Source organism: Xenorhabdus khoisanae, assembly GCF_001037465.1.
In the GTDB taxonomy this organism is placed as follows: domain Bacteria; phylum Pseudomonadota; class Gammaproteobacteria; order Enterobacterales; family Enterobacteriaceae; genus Xenorhabdus; species Xenorhabdus khoisanae.
The window spans coordinates 41,147-58,675 of sequence record NZ_LFCV01000001.1; the positions used below are offsets into that span (position 1 = coordinate 41,147).

At 44.8% G+C, this 17,529-nt stretch carries 14 protein-coding genes; 3 read left to right on the forward strand and 11 right to left on the reverse strand.

From position 1 onward, the window contains the following. The first annotated feature begins 23 nt into the window (after positions 1-23). On the forward strand, positions 24-800 hold the full coding sequence (locus AB204_RS00110) for a thioesterase II family protein (RefSeq protein ID WP_047961386.1): 777 nt from the start codon (positions 24-26) through the stop codon (positions 798-800). A 35-nt stretch (positions 801-835) separates the two neighbouring features. Next, positions 836-3,763 carry a salicylate synthase gene (locus AB204_RS23830; RefSeq protein ID WP_047961387.1) on the forward strand — a complete coding sequence of 976 codons (2,928 nt, stop codon included), beginning with the start codon at positions 836-838 and terminating at the stop codon, positions 3,761-3,763. A gap of 102 nt (positions 3,764-3,865) precedes the next feature. Here AB204_RS23830 and AB204_RS00120 read toward each other — a convergent pair whose 3' ends face one another. From AB204_RS00120 to AB204_RS00140, 5 genes are all read right to left on the reverse strand, one after another. Then, positions 3,866-5,125: a PTS ascorbate transporter subunit IIC gene (locus AB204_RS00120; RefSeq protein ID WP_047961364.1), complete on the reverse strand. Its 1,260-nt coding sequence runs from the start codon at positions 5,123-5,125 to the stop codon at positions 3,866-3,868. A 12-nt stretch (positions 5,126-5,137) separates the two neighbouring features. After that, a complete protein-coding gene (locus AB204_RS00125) occupies positions 5,138-5,425 on the reverse strand; it encodes a PTS sugar transporter subunit IIB (RefSeq protein WP_047961388.1) in 288 nt (95 codons plus the stop codon). A 30-nt stretch (positions 5,426-5,455) separates the two neighbouring features. Further along, positions 5,456-5,899 (reverse strand): PTS sugar transporter subunit IIA, encoded by a 444-nt coding sequence (locus AB204_RS00130; protein ID WP_047961365.1) that lies wholly within the window; start codon positions 5,897-5,899, stop codon positions 5,456-5,458. Positions 5,900-6,210: 311 nt separating this feature from the next. Next, a complete protein-coding gene (gene betT, locus AB204_RS00135) occupies positions 6,211-8,205 on the reverse strand; it encodes a choline BCCT transporter BetT (protein WP_047961366.1) in 1,995 nt (664 codons plus the stop codon). A 942-nt stretch (positions 8,206-9,147) separates the two neighbouring features. Next, positions 9,148-9,471, reverse strand: coding sequence for a hypothetical protein (locus tag AB204_RS00140; protein ID WP_053067797.1), 324 nt, complete (start codon positions 9,469-9,471; stop codon positions 9,148-9,150). Positions 9,472-9,909: 438 nt separating this feature from the next. Here AB204_RS00140 and AB204_RS23285 point away from each other — a divergent pair, with 438 nt between their 5' ends. After that, positions 9,910-10,116, forward strand: a complete 207-nt coding sequence (locus AB204_RS23285; RefSeq protein WP_047961367.1) for a hypothetical protein — start codon at positions 9,910-9,912, stop codon at positions 10,114-10,116. An 87-nt stretch (positions 10,117-10,203) separates the two neighbouring features. On the opposite strand, the gene AB204_RS00150 is transcribed toward AB204_RS23285, so the two are convergent. The 6 genes from AB204_RS00150 to nuoJ form a co-directional block, all read right to left on the reverse strand. After that, the gene (locus AB204_RS00150; RefSeq protein ID WP_053067798.1) at positions 10,204-11,016 is read right to left on the reverse strand and encodes a hypothetical protein; all 813 of its coding nucleotides are present in this window, start codon (positions 11,014-11,016) and stop codon (positions 10,204-10,206) included. 828 nt (positions 11,017-11,844) lie between these two features. Beyond that, positions 11,845-13,302: an NADH-quinone oxidoreductase subunit NuoN gene (gene nuoN / locus AB204_RS00160; protein WP_047961369.1), complete on the reverse strand. Its 1,458-nt coding sequence runs from the start codon at positions 13,300-13,302 to the stop codon at positions 11,845-11,847. A 6-nt stretch (positions 13,303-13,308) separates the two neighbouring features. Then, complete coding sequence (nuoM, locus tag AB204_RS00165; RefSeq protein WP_047961370.1) at positions 13,309-14,829, reverse strand: NADH-quinone oxidoreductase subunit M; 1,521 nt, start codon at positions 14,827-14,829, stop codon at positions 13,309-13,311. A gap of 19 nt (positions 14,830-14,848) precedes the next feature. Continuing rightward, complete coding sequence (nuoL, locus tag AB204_RS00170; RefSeq protein WP_047961371.1) at positions 14,849-16,693, reverse strand: NADH-quinone oxidoreductase subunit L; 1,845 nt, start codon at positions 16,691-16,693, stop codon at positions 14,849-14,851. After that, entirely contained in the window at positions 16,690-16,992 is a 303-nt protein-coding gene (gene nuoK / locus AB204_RS00175; protein ID WP_047961372.1) for an NADH-quinone oxidoreductase subunit NuoK, read from the reverse strand. The genes nuoL and nuoK overlap by 4 nt, the downstream gene beginning before the upstream one ends. Next, entirely contained in the window at positions 16,989-17,519 is a 531-nt protein-coding gene (nuoJ, locus tag AB204_RS00180; RefSeq protein ID WP_047961373.1) for an NADH-quinone oxidoreductase subunit J, read from the reverse strand. Before nuoJ ends, nuoK begins: the two co-directional genes overlap by 4 nt. Between the last annotated feature and the right edge of the window lie 10 nt (positions 17,520-17,529).

A 17,529-nucleotide genomic window follows, 5' to 3' on the forward strand; every position in this document is an offset into this window, starting at 1 on the left:
TATGGGCACTCCCTACACACCCGATGATTCGTCCTTGCCTGACGACTCACGGCAAACCCAAATATACTCTGTTAATTTGCCCCTTTGCAGGGGGCAGTAGCAGCGCATTCCGCCAATGGTCTACGCTGGAAAATTCAGACATCGCGGTTTCACTGGTCATTTATCCGGGACGTGACAACCGTATAAATGAACGAGCTGCCACCAGAATTGCACCATTAGCGCAGTCACTTTCTGATCTGATTGTGTCATTCACGCCTGCACAAAGAGAGAACTTAATTCTGGTCGGCCACAGTATGGGGGCTCAGGTGGCTTTTGAAACCTGCCAGCACCTTGAACAACATAACTGCTCTCCCAAGGCACTCATACTTTCGGGGTGTCATGCACCCCATCTTCAATCCCGCCGCCAGTTGAGTGGATTATCTGATCATGAATTCATGGAACAACTGATTGATATCGGCGGTTGTAGCCCGATCTTACGGGAAGATCCGGGATTGCTTGCGCTGTTTTTACCCATGCTGCGGGCTGATTTTTTTGCTACTGAGCATTATCACCATGTCATTCAACCTGATTCAGTGAAACTGCAAACACCAACGCTGCTGCTTTATGGCAATGAAGACAAAGAGGCTTCAGCTCTGGAAGTTCAGCAGTGGCATCACTGGCTTGCAGGTGACAAACAAAACCTTTCGTATTGTTGTCAGGAAATTGCCGGCGACCATTTTTACATTACTCAAAAACCACAGAGTTTTATTCATTACGTCACACAATTTATGCAATATGTTTATTCAAAGGAGTTCGCATAATGGCACTTTTTTCAACCCCAGAAAAAACACTAACGATGACGCCAGACTATCTTTGGAATGGCAAAACATTAGATCAACAACTTGCCGGATGGTCTAGTCTCTGGGGTGATAAAACAGCTCTGATCTGTCAGGAAGAGCAACTGACTTTCCATGAACTTCATCAAGCTGCGGAAAGGCTCGCCAGCGGATTATTCCACCAAGGAATACGCCGTGGTGATAACGTCATGGTACAACTGCCTAACCGCATCTCTTTTGTCGTCACTTGTTTTGCCCTGTTCAGGCTGGGTGCTCACCCAGTGTTATTAATGCCGACACAACGGGCACATGATATTCATGCGCTTTGCCAGATTGCGCATCCGGTAGCTTATATTATCCCTGATTGTATTCATGGATTTGATTACCGGGAAATGGCGCGAGAAGTTGCCGCATCGTGTCCCGAACTGAAACATATTATCGTTGATGGAGAAGCCGGAGAATTTACCGCATTGGCATCCATTGATGATAAACCACTCAATATTCCCGGCCCAAGTTATGGTGATATTGCTGTACTGCTGCTTTCTGGCGGAACGACAGGGACACCTAAATTAATTCCGCGTACTCACGACGCCTATACCTATGATTTCGTGCTTTCTGCCCGCCTGTGCTCGGTAAATCCTGAAAGCGTTTATTTAGCGGTATTGCCTGTTGCCCATAACTTTACTTTAGGCAGTCCCGGTATTCTGGGTACGCTTTCTCAAGGCGGATGTGTACTTCTAAGTGATACCGCTAGCTGTGATGAAGCCATGCCGCTGATCGAACAGCATCAAGTGACACATCTGGCATTAGTACCGGCTCTTGCCCGGCTCTGGGAGCAGGCTCGCGACTGGGAACAAAGCGACCTTTCATCCCTGCGCTGCCTGCAAGTGGGTGGTGGCAGACTCACACCAGAGCTGGCAGAACAAGTCATGGCACGCCTTGGCCCTTTGCAGCAAGTATTTGGTACAGCGGAAGGATTACTTTGCTATACCCGACTAGACGATCCCTGCGAAGTCATCATCAATACTCAAGGACGTCCGTTATCAGAGGAAGATGAGATCAAAATTGTTGATGCTGACCTGAAACCTGTCGCCCCCGGTGATATAGGTGAGCTGATTACACGAGGCCCTTACACCATTACAGGATATTACCGAGCAGAACAGCATAATACCGTCGCTTTCACCCCTGACGGATTCTACCGTACAGGCGATCTGGTTCGCATGACAGCAGATGGCAACCTGATCGTTGAGGGAAGAATTAAAGAACAGATCAACCGCAGTGGCGAAAAAATTTCGACGCAAGAAGTCGAAACATTATTGCTACAACACCCAGATATTGATGACGCAGTTGTCATCGCTGTTCCGGATGAATTATTAGGTGAGCGCATTTGCGCCTGCCTGCCAAAGAGTGGTAACCAACCAGAACCCGCACAAATGCAAGCATTCTTGCATCAGAAAGGAGTTCAGCGTCATAAAATCCCTGATCAATGGTTATTCGTGGCGTATTGGCCCTTAACCGCAGTAGGAAAAATCAACAAACTCCAGTTAGTACAAATGGCACAAACAGAGCACGGAAGCCCAATGCAACAATATCATGAACACACTATCGCTATTACCAGCACGCCATTAGATCTGATCACTCACTTGCTTTCAGACAATGATTCACAGCCTTGTATGCTCTATGAAATAAAAGGTGAATGGTCATTGGGGATAGGTTGTGCAGCAACTATCAGTGCAGATGCAGCAGGGCAATTGATTGATTCACAAGGTAATTATCATTCGTATGATATCAGTACCTTAAGCCAGAAGCTTGAGCAGGCACTCAACGCGATTCCGGTCAAAGACTGGCGTGCTTATGGAAGAACATTGTTTGAATTCTCCCATATGACATATGGCTTACTCTCAGAACATTTATCCTCAGAACATTCATATTTAGAACACCAAAATGAAAAATTAATTAAAATCACTATCCCACAGCATGAGTTGCGCATAACTCAAGGGCAGGTTCTGATACGAACACTTGAAGAAGCCCAGATCGCCTTATTGAGCGAGAAAGTCAGACAAGCTGATCAAGCAGGTACACCGGCGTTCCCGGCGACAAAAGAGATAGAAATTATCAACGCAGCAAACGCCGCAAAACATTATCAAGACAACGTGGCGAATGCAGTTAAGGATATTGCCACAGGCGATTATCAAAAAGTGATCCTATCACGCAAAGTTGAACTGGGTTCAGACATTGATATGGCACATAGTTACTGGCAGGGCCGTCAGGTTAACACCCCTGCCCGCTCTTTCTTCTTACGTGATGACGATTTCTCTGCTTACGGTTTCAGCCCGGAAACCGTGGTTGAGGCAGATGGCTCCGGTTGGGTCAGCACCCAACCCTTGGCAGGCACAAGGGCATTGACACATGACAAGGAACAGGATCAACGGCTACGGGCAGATTTACTTTCTGATCCGAAAGAAATCGCTGAACATGCCGTTTCTGCCAAGTTAGCATTAGAAGAATTGGCACCGATTTGTCAGGCAGAAACGCTTTGTGTATCAGAATTTATGGCTATTCGTGAACGCGGTTCGGTACAACATTTGGCATCGCGAGTAAAAGGATTACTGCAAACAGACAAAAATCGTTGGGACGCATTTATTGCCTTATTCCCGGCGGTAACGGCTTCCGGAATACCAAAGAAACCATCTTTGCAAGCCATTTCCCGTTATGAAGGTGAACCACGCCGGCTTTACAGTGGTTGCGTCATGCTATTGGATAACTCAGGCAGACTGGATGCTGCGCTGGTACTGCGTTCTCTTTATCAGCATAAAGGACGCTGTTGGCTCCAGGCTGGCGCAGGGTTAGTCAGAGATTCAAAACCAGAAAGAGAATGGCAGGAAACTTGCGAAAAACTTGAGTGCATTATGAAATATGTTCGCCCTTATGCCAGCAAAAAAGACTAAAAATCCAGTGGGATAAATCGTCATAACGCTTCAGGGAAAACCAGAGATAATTCTGGTTTTCCTAACAAACTGAACGGAGAAAACAGGATGTTTTCCTGAAATTCAGTGAGTCACAATAATGCCCAATAAAATTCCCACCGCCCCAAAATCAGCGTCGCTAAATGTGGTGTTGGCAATACCGATGTTTCCTAATACCGGTAACAGGAATACGGGTAGAAAAGTGATTAACATGCCTTGTGTAAAAGCACCCAGTATCGCCCCTCTTTTTCCTCCCATCGCATTGCCAAAAACACCTGCGGTTGCCCCAACAAAGAAATGCGGTACGACACCCGGAATAATTACCGTCATGTTGAGTAGGTAGAGAATAAACATGCCAGTAATACCGGCGGCAAAGCTACTCAAGAAACCAATCAGGACAGCATTAGGTGCATAAGGAAAAACAACCGGGCAATCCAAGGCGGGTTTGGCATTTGGCACCAATTTATCAGAGATCCCCTTAAATGCAGGTACAATCTCGGCAATCACCATTCTGACACCTTGTAAGATGATATAAACTCCCGCCGCGAATGTGATGGATTGCATCACCGCAAACATGAAGCTATTTTTTCCACCGCTGACTTGCCGGACAAAATCATCGCCAGCAAACAGGCAAGTGATGATAAAGATAATCGCCATGGTAAAAGAGATCGCCACAGGCGTATCACGCAGAAACAATAGACTTTTCGGTACGTTCATTTCTTCTGTGGAATGCGCTTTGTTCCCCAGTTTACTGCCGATAAAACCCGCCAGAACATAAGAGAGGTTCGAGAAATGCCCAAGTGCCACATCATCAGAGCCTGTGACCTTTTTCATGTAAGGATGGATAATGGCGGGAAAAAAGACCATTGAAATCCCAACGACAAGCGAACCGATAACGACTAGTGTCATCCCCTTTATTCCGGCTACTGACAGGATAACGGCCACCATCATCGACATAAATAAGGTATGGTGACCCGTCAGGAAAATAAATTTCCACGGTGTGAAACGAGCAATCAGGATATTAATAATCATGGCAAAAAACATGATCAACGCCATTTCTCTGCCAAAACTTTTCTGAGCGATGGATACAATCGCTTCATTGTTAGGTATTACCCCCTGAATCCCAAAAGCATGTTGGAAGATAGTCGCGAATCCTCCCAACGCATTAACAACTAATCCCGCACCTGCCCCTAAAATAACAAATCCCAGAATCGTTTTTACTGTTCCGGTGATACATTCTGTCACCGGTTTTTTCTGAACGGCTAAACCGATCAGGGCAATCAATCCGACCAGAACAGCAGGCTCTGACAACACATCGTTCATCAGAAAGCGGAAGAAATCCATACTCGCCTCCAATTACAATTTGCCCATTTCAGCCAATGCCGCAGATAAACGCACTCTCATCGCAGATTTATCCAACATATTTTCCAGCGCAATGATTTTCCTATCCGCATTCTGTATAAGCAATTGTTCAGCAATATCTTTCGTGCCAACAAAAATATCACTCACGGTTCCTTTGGCTGATCCCAAATCAATATGTTCAACACTGGCTTCCACACCTAATTCTTGCAGGATATTTTTGATGCTCATTTCCATTATCAAACTCGTGCCTAAACCATTACCGCAAACGACTGTAATTTTCATGATATTGCCCGCCATGTGGGTAGATATGGGTCAGTAACCTTGAACGATCGAAAAAATTTCGTCCCGGCTACTGGAATGCATTAATTGATTAATTTCTTGTTGGTCATCAAAAAGTTCAGCCAGCTCAGCCAACACTTCAATGTGGCTGTTGCTGTCTGTCGTCGCGAATACGATCAACAACTTAATGGGGTCATTATTTTCAGAGCCGAACGCAACGCCCTGATGAAATACGGTTAAACTTAAAGCAAGGCGATTGGCACCTTGTTCGGGCCTTGCATGTGGGATCGCAATGCCCGGACCAACAACGTAATACGGGCCAATTTCTTCATGGGAACGGTAAATGGCTTCAATATAGCTTGGTTCAATCGCGCCGTTATCAATCAGTGGCTGACATGCTATCGCAATAGCTTCACGCCAATCTTTTGCACAGGAAAACCATTGGATAACGTCAGAAGTCAGTAAAGTTTTCAGCACTCCATTTCCCTCAGCGAAATAGCCCAATGTATAAAAAGAATAGTCACTGAAAACCAAATTCACCGATGGAAAGCGATAAAAAGCACAGTAATACGGGGTAAATCACATTTTGGTATGACACAGCCAAACTCTGAATTTAATTTATGTATTAGTAGATTCTATAATCAGATTATATTTGCTGGGCGCCGGCCAAATTAACATTACCTTATACGACTGCGCCAGTTCTGTATGATAGTCTGGCGCAAATGTAAAAAAATCCCCAGACTGAAACGTCTGGGGATTGCAGGCTTTTTTGTTAAAAAACGATTTTATTAACGAACCAAATGCAAAAAGTGAATGTGTTTTTCGTATTGATCCAAAATATCATGGATGATCTGCTCCTGAGTCCATCCCATTAAATCGTAATCCTGCCCACCTTCTTTAAGGTAAACTTCCGCACGATAATATTTCTGCTCCTCGCTTCTTTCATCATCTTCAAAGCCTGCAAGGGCGAATGCAGGTTGGATATAACCCCTTAGACGCACTTCATACACAAAATTGAGATTTTCGCCAAAGTCCACTTCAAAATGAATGCGATCGTCCATTTCATCATTGATCACAACAATTTTGTTCTGCTTCCCCAACTCTTCGGCTACCATTTCCATTGCTTTCTGGATGATTTCGTTCATAAAACGTTTCACCTGCGAGCATTTAGGATAATAGACAATGTTTCTCAATCTCCGTTGCCACGGAATCGGATTGCGGCTGGCTGGCGGTGCGATTGTGGTCATTTGCTGGCTGTCTTTCTTGTATGCGTCAATCCGTAATGCTTTGAGTAAGCCATAGATGGATATCAATAGAATAATCGAGAAAGGAAGCGCACTGGCAATCGTGACGGTCTGCAAGGCAGACAAGCCCCCTGCAACCAATAATGCAATGGCAACAACTCCCATTAGCCCTGCCCAGAAGATCCTTTGCCAGACAGGTGTATGATTAGCGCCACCAGAAGCCAGTGTATCAACCACCATTGCGCCAGAATCCGCTGAGGTAACAAAAAACATCACAACCATTGCCATAGCAATGAATGACAGAACAGCAGGAAACGGGAAATGTTCCAAAAAGTTAAATAGCGCCAGAGAGACATCTGTCTGTACGGTATGGGCTAACTCTTTTGCTCCTTTATTGGCAATCAGATCGATGGCGCTATTACCAAATGCCGTCATCCACATCAGCGTGAACCCACTGGGCACAAACAGAACACCTGTCACAAATTCTCTGATTGTCCGGCCCCGGGAAACCCTGGCGATAAACATGCCGACGAATGGAGACCACGATAACCACCATCCCCAGTACAGCAATGTCCATCCCCCTAACCAATTACTGGATTTGGGTTCATAGGCATAAAGGTTAAACGTTTTGCTGACAATTTCCGAAAGGTAGCCCCCCGTGTTTTCCACAAAGGATTTCAGCAGGAGTACGGTTGGTCCCAAAGCCACGACCAGAACCAACAATAAAACCGCTAAACCCAAATTCAATTCAGATAGAATGCGAATGCCTTTATCCAGGCCGGAAACAACGGAAAGAGTAGCCAGTGCGGTAATCAGAATAATCAATACCACCTGCACTGTTTCATTGATAGGCAAATCAAACAGATGGTTAAGGCCCGCATTGACCTGAAGAACGCCATACCCCAAAGAGGTGGCAACACCAAATACAGTACCAATAACAGCAAAGATATCCACGGCATGACCAATCGGCCCATAAATTTTATCGCCGATAATCGGATACAGCGCAGAGCGCAGTGTTAAAGGCAAACCGTGTCGGTAACTAAAAAATGCCAGAATTAAAGCCACAATGGCATAAATTGCCCACGCATGAAGCCCCCAATGGAAAAAAGTCAGTTTCATCGCTTGTTTGGCAGCAGCAATACTTTCAGGCGTTCCCACCGGGGGTGACAAATAATGCATGACGGGTTCAGCCACGCCAAAAAACATAAGCCCTATCCCCATGCCCGCAGAAAACAGCATGGCAAACCAAGAGAAATAACTGAAATCGGGTTCAGCATGGTCAGGGCCGAGTTTTATATTGCCGTATCTGGACAAACCCAGATAGGTGACCGAAAGTAAAATTAAAGCAACAGCAAGGATATAAAACCAACTGGCATTAACAAATATATCCTGCTGTAAAGCCTTAAACCATTGGTCGGCAAGTTTGGGTTTCAAACCGGCGAATGTCACCAGTGCAATGACGAAAAACGCCGAGAAGAAAAAAACTGGTGGGTTAATGGAAGTTTTAGTCTTTACCTGACCAGTATTATCTTGACTCATAATTATCCTTCAAAATTAGTATTCGACACTATCTCCTATTTACTCCAATAAGCAATATTTTGTAGAGATTTCTATGACATACAGATAATCCCGATAAAGGGTTATCTACCTTGCAGACATCTTGTGTTCATAATTCACTCAGTCCACGTGACGGGTCACCTTAACATAAAAGTAAAAACAACTGTACTTACAGAGGGATATATCGAATGATGGCAAGAGGAACTTCGACGATGAAATAAAAATCAATAAAATTATGGAGATCACAAAAATACGTATCAAATCTAGTTTTATAACAATCAGTTAGTTACATTTTTTATTCAAGATTCACGTTAATTTAAATCCATTTGGTGTGATTATTTTGTCCCGATATAAAATAAAAAAACATGATGAGAAAATATTCATTGAATTGCGTCAATTAGATAATCAAGGAAAAGAAGTGCGGGAATTTGTTAATACATCGTGGAATACATATACTTTTTACGGATTTTGCAGATTTATCCTTTACTTACCCATTTTTTTCTTTTGTTTATTTTGGTTCGTATCATCATTGGAAAGTAAACAACAAATCTATTGAGTAGAAGGCGGGATCACTCCCGCCGTCCTCTGTAGCAGCTCAAGATATAGACATGTGGTTATGACCAATAATAGAAAATATCCTTCAAAGAGCCTGGTAGAAACGTGTTTTTCCCCAGAAAAAACCAAGGAATATTTATACCCTTCGTCTTTCAAGTTGCCTCTTTGTTGGCTGCACTCACTCACCCCAGTCACATAGTTATCTATGCTCCCGGGGATTCGTTCCCTTGCCGCCGCGACGCAACTTGAAATCCATTGGGTATATACCGGAATGCCTTCGAAACACCACAAATAAAATCATGTAAAACAAAACGTTGGAGTAGCGCTTTGAAAGCGCTTAATTATTAAGATCCTGTAAATGAGACTGCTTTAATCTGAGAAATTAAACCCAAGTAGAAATCTTCCGTGCTTGCTGTCTAATACAAATTCATCCCAGCGAATTGCATGCCACATAGGAGGAGTCATATTTAATTTATAAATCGAGGCTGTTGTAACATAGGACTGTAATAGATCTAACAATCCCGGTACTAAATTTGGTACTGATTGCTTCCATTTTTCAGCAACATCCGTTCTGAAAAACCATTTTTCTATACCCGCTTGCAAGTCCTCTTCACTTATTTGTTCTAACGTTACATGCCAATAGCCTGCATATTTAACCCCCTCAGGTGGCAGTGGTTCCTTGGTATTCCCCAATGCCAAGTATTCGTTTATAATTTAAGCTTACAAATTTTTAAAGGATATTAATTGTGAGCAAGCCAACATAAAGAGTACCGACGTTTGATCATTTACCGCCTAAAGCAATCAGGCCGACTCCTCAACCTAAAAATCCTCCTGCATCACAGGGTGGAACTGGTAAGACAGGAGACGGTAAAAAGTAAGGAGTTTTACCATGAGCTGCGATGATATTCTTGAAGAATTTTATATTCACACTACCTAGAGCAGCTTTATGCAACCGCTACCGGAAGGATTGATAGACTGTTCTCTGTTCTGACTTTCATCTTCGGCTCTGCTATTGTCCTGAAAGCCAACCCCTTTGTTTTTGGTGTCCTAATTGTCATTCCAACAGAAATACAGACAACCTATCAATTTGGCAGAAACTCAGGGGCAACCAAAAAGAGAGCTATTGATTATTTGAGACTGCATACTGCTGAATCAAAATATAATGATGAAGAAGACCTGAAAGATAGAATGATTGACATTAAGTCAAAAGATGAAATCATTTGGTCGTCATTACAGCATATTACTTTGTTGAAAACCCAAATAAAACTGAATATTGAAACTGAGCAACGAGAAAAACTCTCTTTATTCGAGGAATTAGTGAAAGGTCTTCTTTGTTAACTCCTCATCGAATAATGCTAAACCTCCAGCCGGAGGTTTATATTTTTAAGGTTTGGCACTCCTCTCCCCCCTCATTATTACTTGTGATTATTCTTCTTTCGGAGAGTAATTCCAACCGGATGAGCCGCCAAAAGTTGCTCCACCGTATCCACTACTTTGAGTGCCTAGCGTGCCTGAAGATTTAGCACCAACACCAAGTGCTCCTTGTGTTTTCCCTGCACCATCTAAAGGAACTAATCCTTTAGTGTTTCTCATCTGTTGCCTAAAACTCCAGGTAACATCAGTGATAATCATACTTTTCTTAAGCGTATCAATATCATTCATATACACTCTTAATGAATATGGAATGGTAAAATCCTCGGTATAATTTACAGAAAATATATTCTGTTTTCGAAAGACCGAGCTACCTGCGTAGTTAAGCGCCTTAACAGAGTGAGTTGTACAGTTAACTCCAGTCACATCATAAATATCAATGATTTTCCCAAATTTTTGGGTGGACTCAGACACTGAATTACCGCCTATTTTTGTACCCGTGTGCCATAGGCTTTTAAAATATCCCATTATTGCGATAATATCGGCATCTCTGATATTATAAACTTGAGCTTCCATTCTATAAAGTTCGGTTGACATATATTCAATTGCTTCATTATCCTGCAACCAAATTAAAATGCCATCACCAGTTATTCCTAATGGACCGGTATCGGCATAACGACCATAGGTAAACACATTTATTCCATTTTCGGTATGAACAGAAATAAAGGTATGGCCTGTTCCCTTTGTTTCTACCCATAAAAAAACACCCTTAGGTAACCATTTGCAGGTAGTGTCATATATATTTAACGTATATATATCAAGTTTATCCAAGAGTCTTGATTGTCTAATTATATCTCTATTGTTCATTTGTGCTCTTCCTTGCAAGAATATAAATAATCATCATTGAAACAGGAAACAAAATAAATATCCAGTTTAGCTCTCGATTTGGAATAAATTGAAAAAGAGTTGAGAAATTCAAAATATAAATAAATGTGGCACTGTTATTCAATAGTCCGATTAAAAAGGTAGAAAGAAGCATGCGTAATCTGCGCTTTAATTTGTTTCGAAACAAAAATATTGCAGTACAGAGAATAAACAATAAATTGTTAGTCAGCATCACATAATCAGTGGCGTGAATAAAAAAAGATAGATCAGATGAGGTGTATTCCTTGCTTGACCATAGAGTTATTATTTCTTTGATAGTTAAATCAAGAGAAATGAATCCCGCATTGCTAATAACAAATAAAATTATTATTATCAGCATATTGAACAATGACTTAATCTGCATTCATCCCTCCTTATCATTTTTTTGTCAAATCGAAAACCAACCTCAATGAGAAAATTCTTTATCTTATCCATGATAATTTTACACTTGTGATATACCGCAAGGCAGGATATACCAGAATTATTTATCTATTCCAGTGTGATTAACGATAAAACGGCAAAATCGTGATTAACATTGTATATTAAACAAATAGATATGGTTACCTATGTTACATTTTGCTTAAGACAATATATTCAAATCACACTGACGCGCTCGCTTGTCTACTCCGTGTTACCGGGTTAATGTATTAGCTCGGTAACACGGAAAGTTGGAAAAACAAGGCAACCGCATGAATGCTAATGTGGTCAACAAAAAAAAAGACCCAGCCAATCATGACTGAGTCTTTAAAGTTTGATTTTCAGATTACTGTCTTACAAACTGCTTTTCGCTAGCTGAACAATATCAATTAACGGTTGTGGCCATACACCGAGGATCAATACCAGTAATCCGGTAAGCAGTACTACAATCCCGCCAGAGGTGAATGCCCAGTTATGTGGTGTATCGCGGTTCAGTGTTTTTGGGGCTGGCAGGTACAAACTCACCATCACACGCAGGTAGTAGTAAAGGCCAATCGCACTACCCAGAACAACTGCGCCAGTCAACCACCACAACCTTGCTTCAACACCGGTTGCGATGACGTAGAATTTCCCGATAAAACCAAAGGTTAATGGTATCCCTGCCAGTGACAGCATCATGATAGTCATAACAGCTGACAGGATTGGCTTATGCCAGAACAGGCCACGGTATGAGAACAGTGAATCTGCATCTGGCCCTCTGTATGGGCTGGACATTAAGCTGACGATACCGAATGCCCCGATACTGGCAAGCAAATAACCCACCAGATAGATACCCGCAGTCTCTTCTGCCAGTGTGTGATCTTTGATAGCAACCAGCACCACCAATAAATAGCCCAGATGTGCAATGGACGAGTAACCCAGTAATCGTTTGATATTACTTTGTGTCAGAGCCAGCAAGTTACCAAACAGGATAGAGGCAATAGCAATTATCGTCAGCACAATACGCAGGGTTGCACTATCCGTCACTGGTGCTTCAAGGAATAAACGCATAACCACAGCAAAGATAGCAACCTTGCTTGCCGTCGCCAGAAAGGTCGATACCGGTGCTGGCGCGCCTTGATAAACATCGGGCGTCCACAACTGGAAAGGCACAAGGGAAAGTTTAAAGCCCAATCCCACAATCATCATGCCCAGCCCTGCCAGAACCAGCGGCTCATGCAGCTTGCTGTCACTCAGGTTCTTACCCAGTGATGCGAAGGATAAGTCACCAGATTCTGCATACAGCAGCGCGATACCGAAAAGCAAGAACGAAGATGCCGCCGCAGACAGCAGCATGTATTTGATACTTGCTTCCAGAGAACGTTTCTGGCGGTACGCATAGCCCACTAAACCAAACAGTGGCAGGGTAATCAGTTCAATCCCGATAAACAGTGATGCCATATGATTAGCCGAAGAGAGCAGAATTCCCCCGACAGCAGCAATCAGCACCAGCAAATAAAACTCTTCTTTATTATCGGGATAATTCTCCAGCCATGAGTAGGCAAATGTCGTCGTTGCAAGGCTCGCAATCAGCACCAGTGCTGTATAGAACATCGCAAAACGATCCACATGAATCAGAGGCGTGACATCCATCGGCTCCTGCTGTCCCACAAAATAGAGAGAAAGCAGGGCCAGGTTAAGACCAATCACCGTCAGGGCGACATTGGTGAAATGATCACGTCGCCACGCAATGGACAGCATCACAACCACCACCGTCAATCCGACGATTAATAGCGGCAACAGTGCGATCAATTGTTCAGAAGTTATTGTCATGGCGAATTACGGCCTTGTAGTTAAAAGTGAAGCTGAATACCAATTCTGGATGTTACTCATCGCTGCGGCAGAGGTATCAAGAACTGGCTGCGGGTAAACACCCAAAATCACCAGCAAGACAACCAGCAGCAGCAAAATGGAAATTTCACGAGCATCCATCTGCGGCAATGGTTTATCGGTTTTCGGCGTTCCGTAATAAGCTTTCTGCATCAGATACAGCGCGTAAACAGACGCAAAAACCAAACCAAATACGGATACCGTAGTAATCAGGGTGAATTTGCTGAAGCTACCAAACAGGATCATGAATTCACCGACAAAGTTACCGGTTCCCGGCATACCCAATGTCGCTACCGCGAAAAACAGGGATATCGCAGGCAGAAGTTGAATTCTTCCCCACAGGCCGCCCATTTGACGCATGTCACGAGTATGCAGACGTTCATATAACTGACCACACAGAATGAACAGACCGGCAGCCGATAGACCATGTGCAATCATCTGAATGACCGCCCCCTGATAAGCCAGTTGGCTACCGGTATAGATGGCGATAAGTACGAATCCCATATGGGAAACACTGGTATAAGCAATCAGACGTTTGATGTCAGTCTGGCTAAAGGCCATCCATGCACCGTAGAAGATACCAATGACACCCAGCCACATCGCAATCGGCGCAAAATCCGCAGAAGCTTGTGGAAACAGGGGTAAACTGAAACGTAACAGACCATATGCCGCGGTTTTCAACAAGATCCCCGCGAGGTCAACTGAACCCGCTGTTGGTGCCTGACTATGGGCATCCGGCAACCAACCATGCAGAGGCACAACCGGCATTTTTACTGCGAATGCAATAAAGAAGCCCAACATCAACAAATATTGGATGGTATATGACATCGGCGTATTCAACAGTTTTTCATAGTTGAATGACCATTCACCCGTTGCATCATGATGAATGAAAGCCAACGCCAGAATCGAAATCAACATCACCAGACCACTGGCTTGGGTATAGATGAAGAATTTCGTTGCCGCTGTGATACGAGTTTTACCTTCTGAACCTCTATGACCCCAAAGTGCGATCAAGAAGTACATCGGTACCAGCATCACTTCCCAGAAGAAGAAGAACAGGAACAGGTCGATGGCAAGGAAGACCCCCATCACCCCACCGAGTATCCACAACAAGTTCAGGTGGAAGAACCCTTGGTATGGCTGGTTTTCATTCCACGAACAAAGAATAGCCATCAACCCCAGTAATGCAGTCAATACCACCATCAGCAAGGACAGACCATCCAGTGCCAGATGAATGCTAATGCCAAAACGTGGGATCCACGGAAGCAGAAACTCTGATTGCCACTGTGGAATACCCTGAGGGTTGGTGAGTGTATAACCGCCCTGCAACCACAGTTGCAGGGAAAGTAACAATGTCAGCCCCATCGCCAGAAGCGCTATCCAACGCGGCATACGAGTGCCGAAGCGCTCCGCCTGCCAACACAGCAGGCCTCCGATGAAGGGCAGTAGAATTAGCCAAGGTAATAGCATGGCGCAATGTGTCCCTTAATTAAACCAAAAGCAGCAGAGCTAAAACCAGCACTGCACCCAACCCCATAGAGGTAGCGTACCAACGGACTTGTCCGTTCTCACTCCAACGCAGCCCTTTATTACCCCAGCGGGATAATATGGCTGGAATGTTCATCAGTGAGTTCAAAGGATCATTCTGCAACAAGCGGGTAATGCCTTTGAATGGTTTCACGAATACCCAGTCATACAGCGCATCAAATCCCCACGCATGGAACCACCATGTGGAAAAGAAACGCCCCGGCGCACTGTTTGCAGTGGCATTGACCACATTACGTTTGCCAAGATACAGCGCGGCCGCCAGCAAGATACCGACAACAGCAACGACGCCAGAAATAATTTCCAGTGTCACTTTGCCATCATGTCCTGTATTGCTTTCTGGCAAAACGCCTGTCAGAGGTAGCGCAATTAACGCACCAACAAAGGTGGACAGCACCAACAATACTGACAGTGGTAAAGTGTGGGTAATGCCTTTAACTGGGTGAGCATGGGTATTTTCTTCACCGTGGAACACAATGAAGATCATGCGGAAGGTGTACAAAGAGGTCATCAATGCCCCAGCCAACCCTGCCAGCATCAGGTTCATATGACCATTTGCCAGTGCGCCCCACAAGATTTCATCTTTACTGTAGAAACCTGCGGTCAACAGTGGCAATGCCGACAGTGCCGATCCACCGACAAGGAAGCAGGCATAAACAAACGGAATTCGCTTGCTTAAGCCACCCATTTTGAAGATGTTCTGTTCATGGTGGCAGGCCAGAATCACAGAGCCAGAAGCCAGGAACAGCAATGCCTTAAAGAATGCGTGGGTCATTAAGTGGAAGATAGCTGCATCCCAGGCTTGTACGCCCAGCGCCAAAAACATGTAACCAATTTGGCTCATGGTTGAATAAGCCAGCACACGTTTGATATCCGTCTGTACCAGCGCGGCGAAACCGGCCAGTAACAGAGTTACTGCACCAATCACACCAACCAGATGCAGGACATCTGGTGCCATTAAGAACAGGGCATGGCTGCGGGCAATCAGATAAACACCCGCAGTTACCATCGTCGCGGCATGGATCAGCGCAGACACTGGTGTCGGGCCAGCCATCGCATCTGCCAACCATGTTTGCAATGGCAACTGCGCTGATTTACCGACTGCACCACCCAGAATCATCAGGGTTGCCCAAGTGATCGCGGTAGAGCCTGCTTCGATATGTTGTGGAGCCAATACCGCCAGCTCGCGGAAGCTCAACGTACCCAATTGGTCGTAAAGGATAAACATCCCAATGGCAAGGAACACGTCACCCACACGGGTCACGATGAAGGCTTTCATTGCCGCTGCACCATTGGCCGGGGTTTTGTAGTAGAAGCCGATCAGCAGGTAACTGCACAGACCTACCCCTTCCCAACCGAGGTACATTAACAGCATGTTATCTGCCAGTACCAATACCACCATACTGGCAATAAACAGGTTGGTATAAGCGAAGAAGCGGGAATAACCCTCTTCACCACGCATGTACCATGAAGCGTAAATGTGGATTAAGAAACCAATGCCGGTCACCACACCCAACATAGTCAGTGACAGCCCGTCCAGTACCAGATTCATGGGGATACTGAAATTATCCACGGCCATCCAGTTCCACAATGTCTGGCTGTAGACCAGCCCCCCTGCTTCATTCTGGGAAAGGAATTCGATCCCTGCCCAAAGCGTAACCAGTGCTGCCAACCCAACAGAACCGATCCCAATAGTGGCTGACAGATTTTCAGACCAGCGGCCACGGGAGAATGCCAATAGCAAAAACCCCAACAGTGGCAACAGAATTGTTAAATAGAGTAAGTTCATCCGCGCATCTCACTGACTGTATCAATATTCAGGTTCTGGCGACGACGGTGCAACTGTAGTAACAGTGCCAAACCGATACTCGCCTCGGCTGCTGCCAGAGTAATGGCCAAAATGTACATTACCTGACCATCAGGCTGGAGCCAGTAGCTGCCGGCAACCACAAATGCCAGTGCTGAAGCATTGATCATGATTTCCAGCCCGATCAGCATGAATAACAGGTTGCGGCGGATAATCAGGCAAGCGAAGCCCAACGTAAATAAAATAGCCGCCAGAATAAGACCATGGTGTAACGCTATCATTGTTGGTCCTCCACTCGATTGCTGATCACTTCACCTTGTCGATTTTCACGGCCAATGTGGTAAGCCACCACTATTCCCGCCAGAAGCAGCAAAGATGCCAGCTCAACTGCCAGGACATAAGGGCCAAACAAGCTGATGCCCACTTCTTTAGCACTGACCACTTCACCGCTAATTTCAGCAGGTGGCAGCCTGCTGATGGCATAACTCAACACAATCAGCAGCACGATAGAGAGAATAGATGGGCCGATCCAAGCCCGGGGCTGTAACCATGCCCGCTCCTGCTCGACGACCGATTTCCCTAAATTCAGCATCATCACGACGAAGACGAACAACACCATGATCGCTCCCGCGTAAACGATGATCTCCAGTGCACCAGCAAAATAAGCGCCCAGTGAAAAAAACACCACAGATAGTGCCAGCAAGGAGATAATCAGGTACAACAGCGCATGTACCGGATTGGTATGGGTTACCACTCTGAGTGTTGCGAGGATGGCAACCAGCCCTGCGACATAAAATGTAAATTCCATGAATATCGCT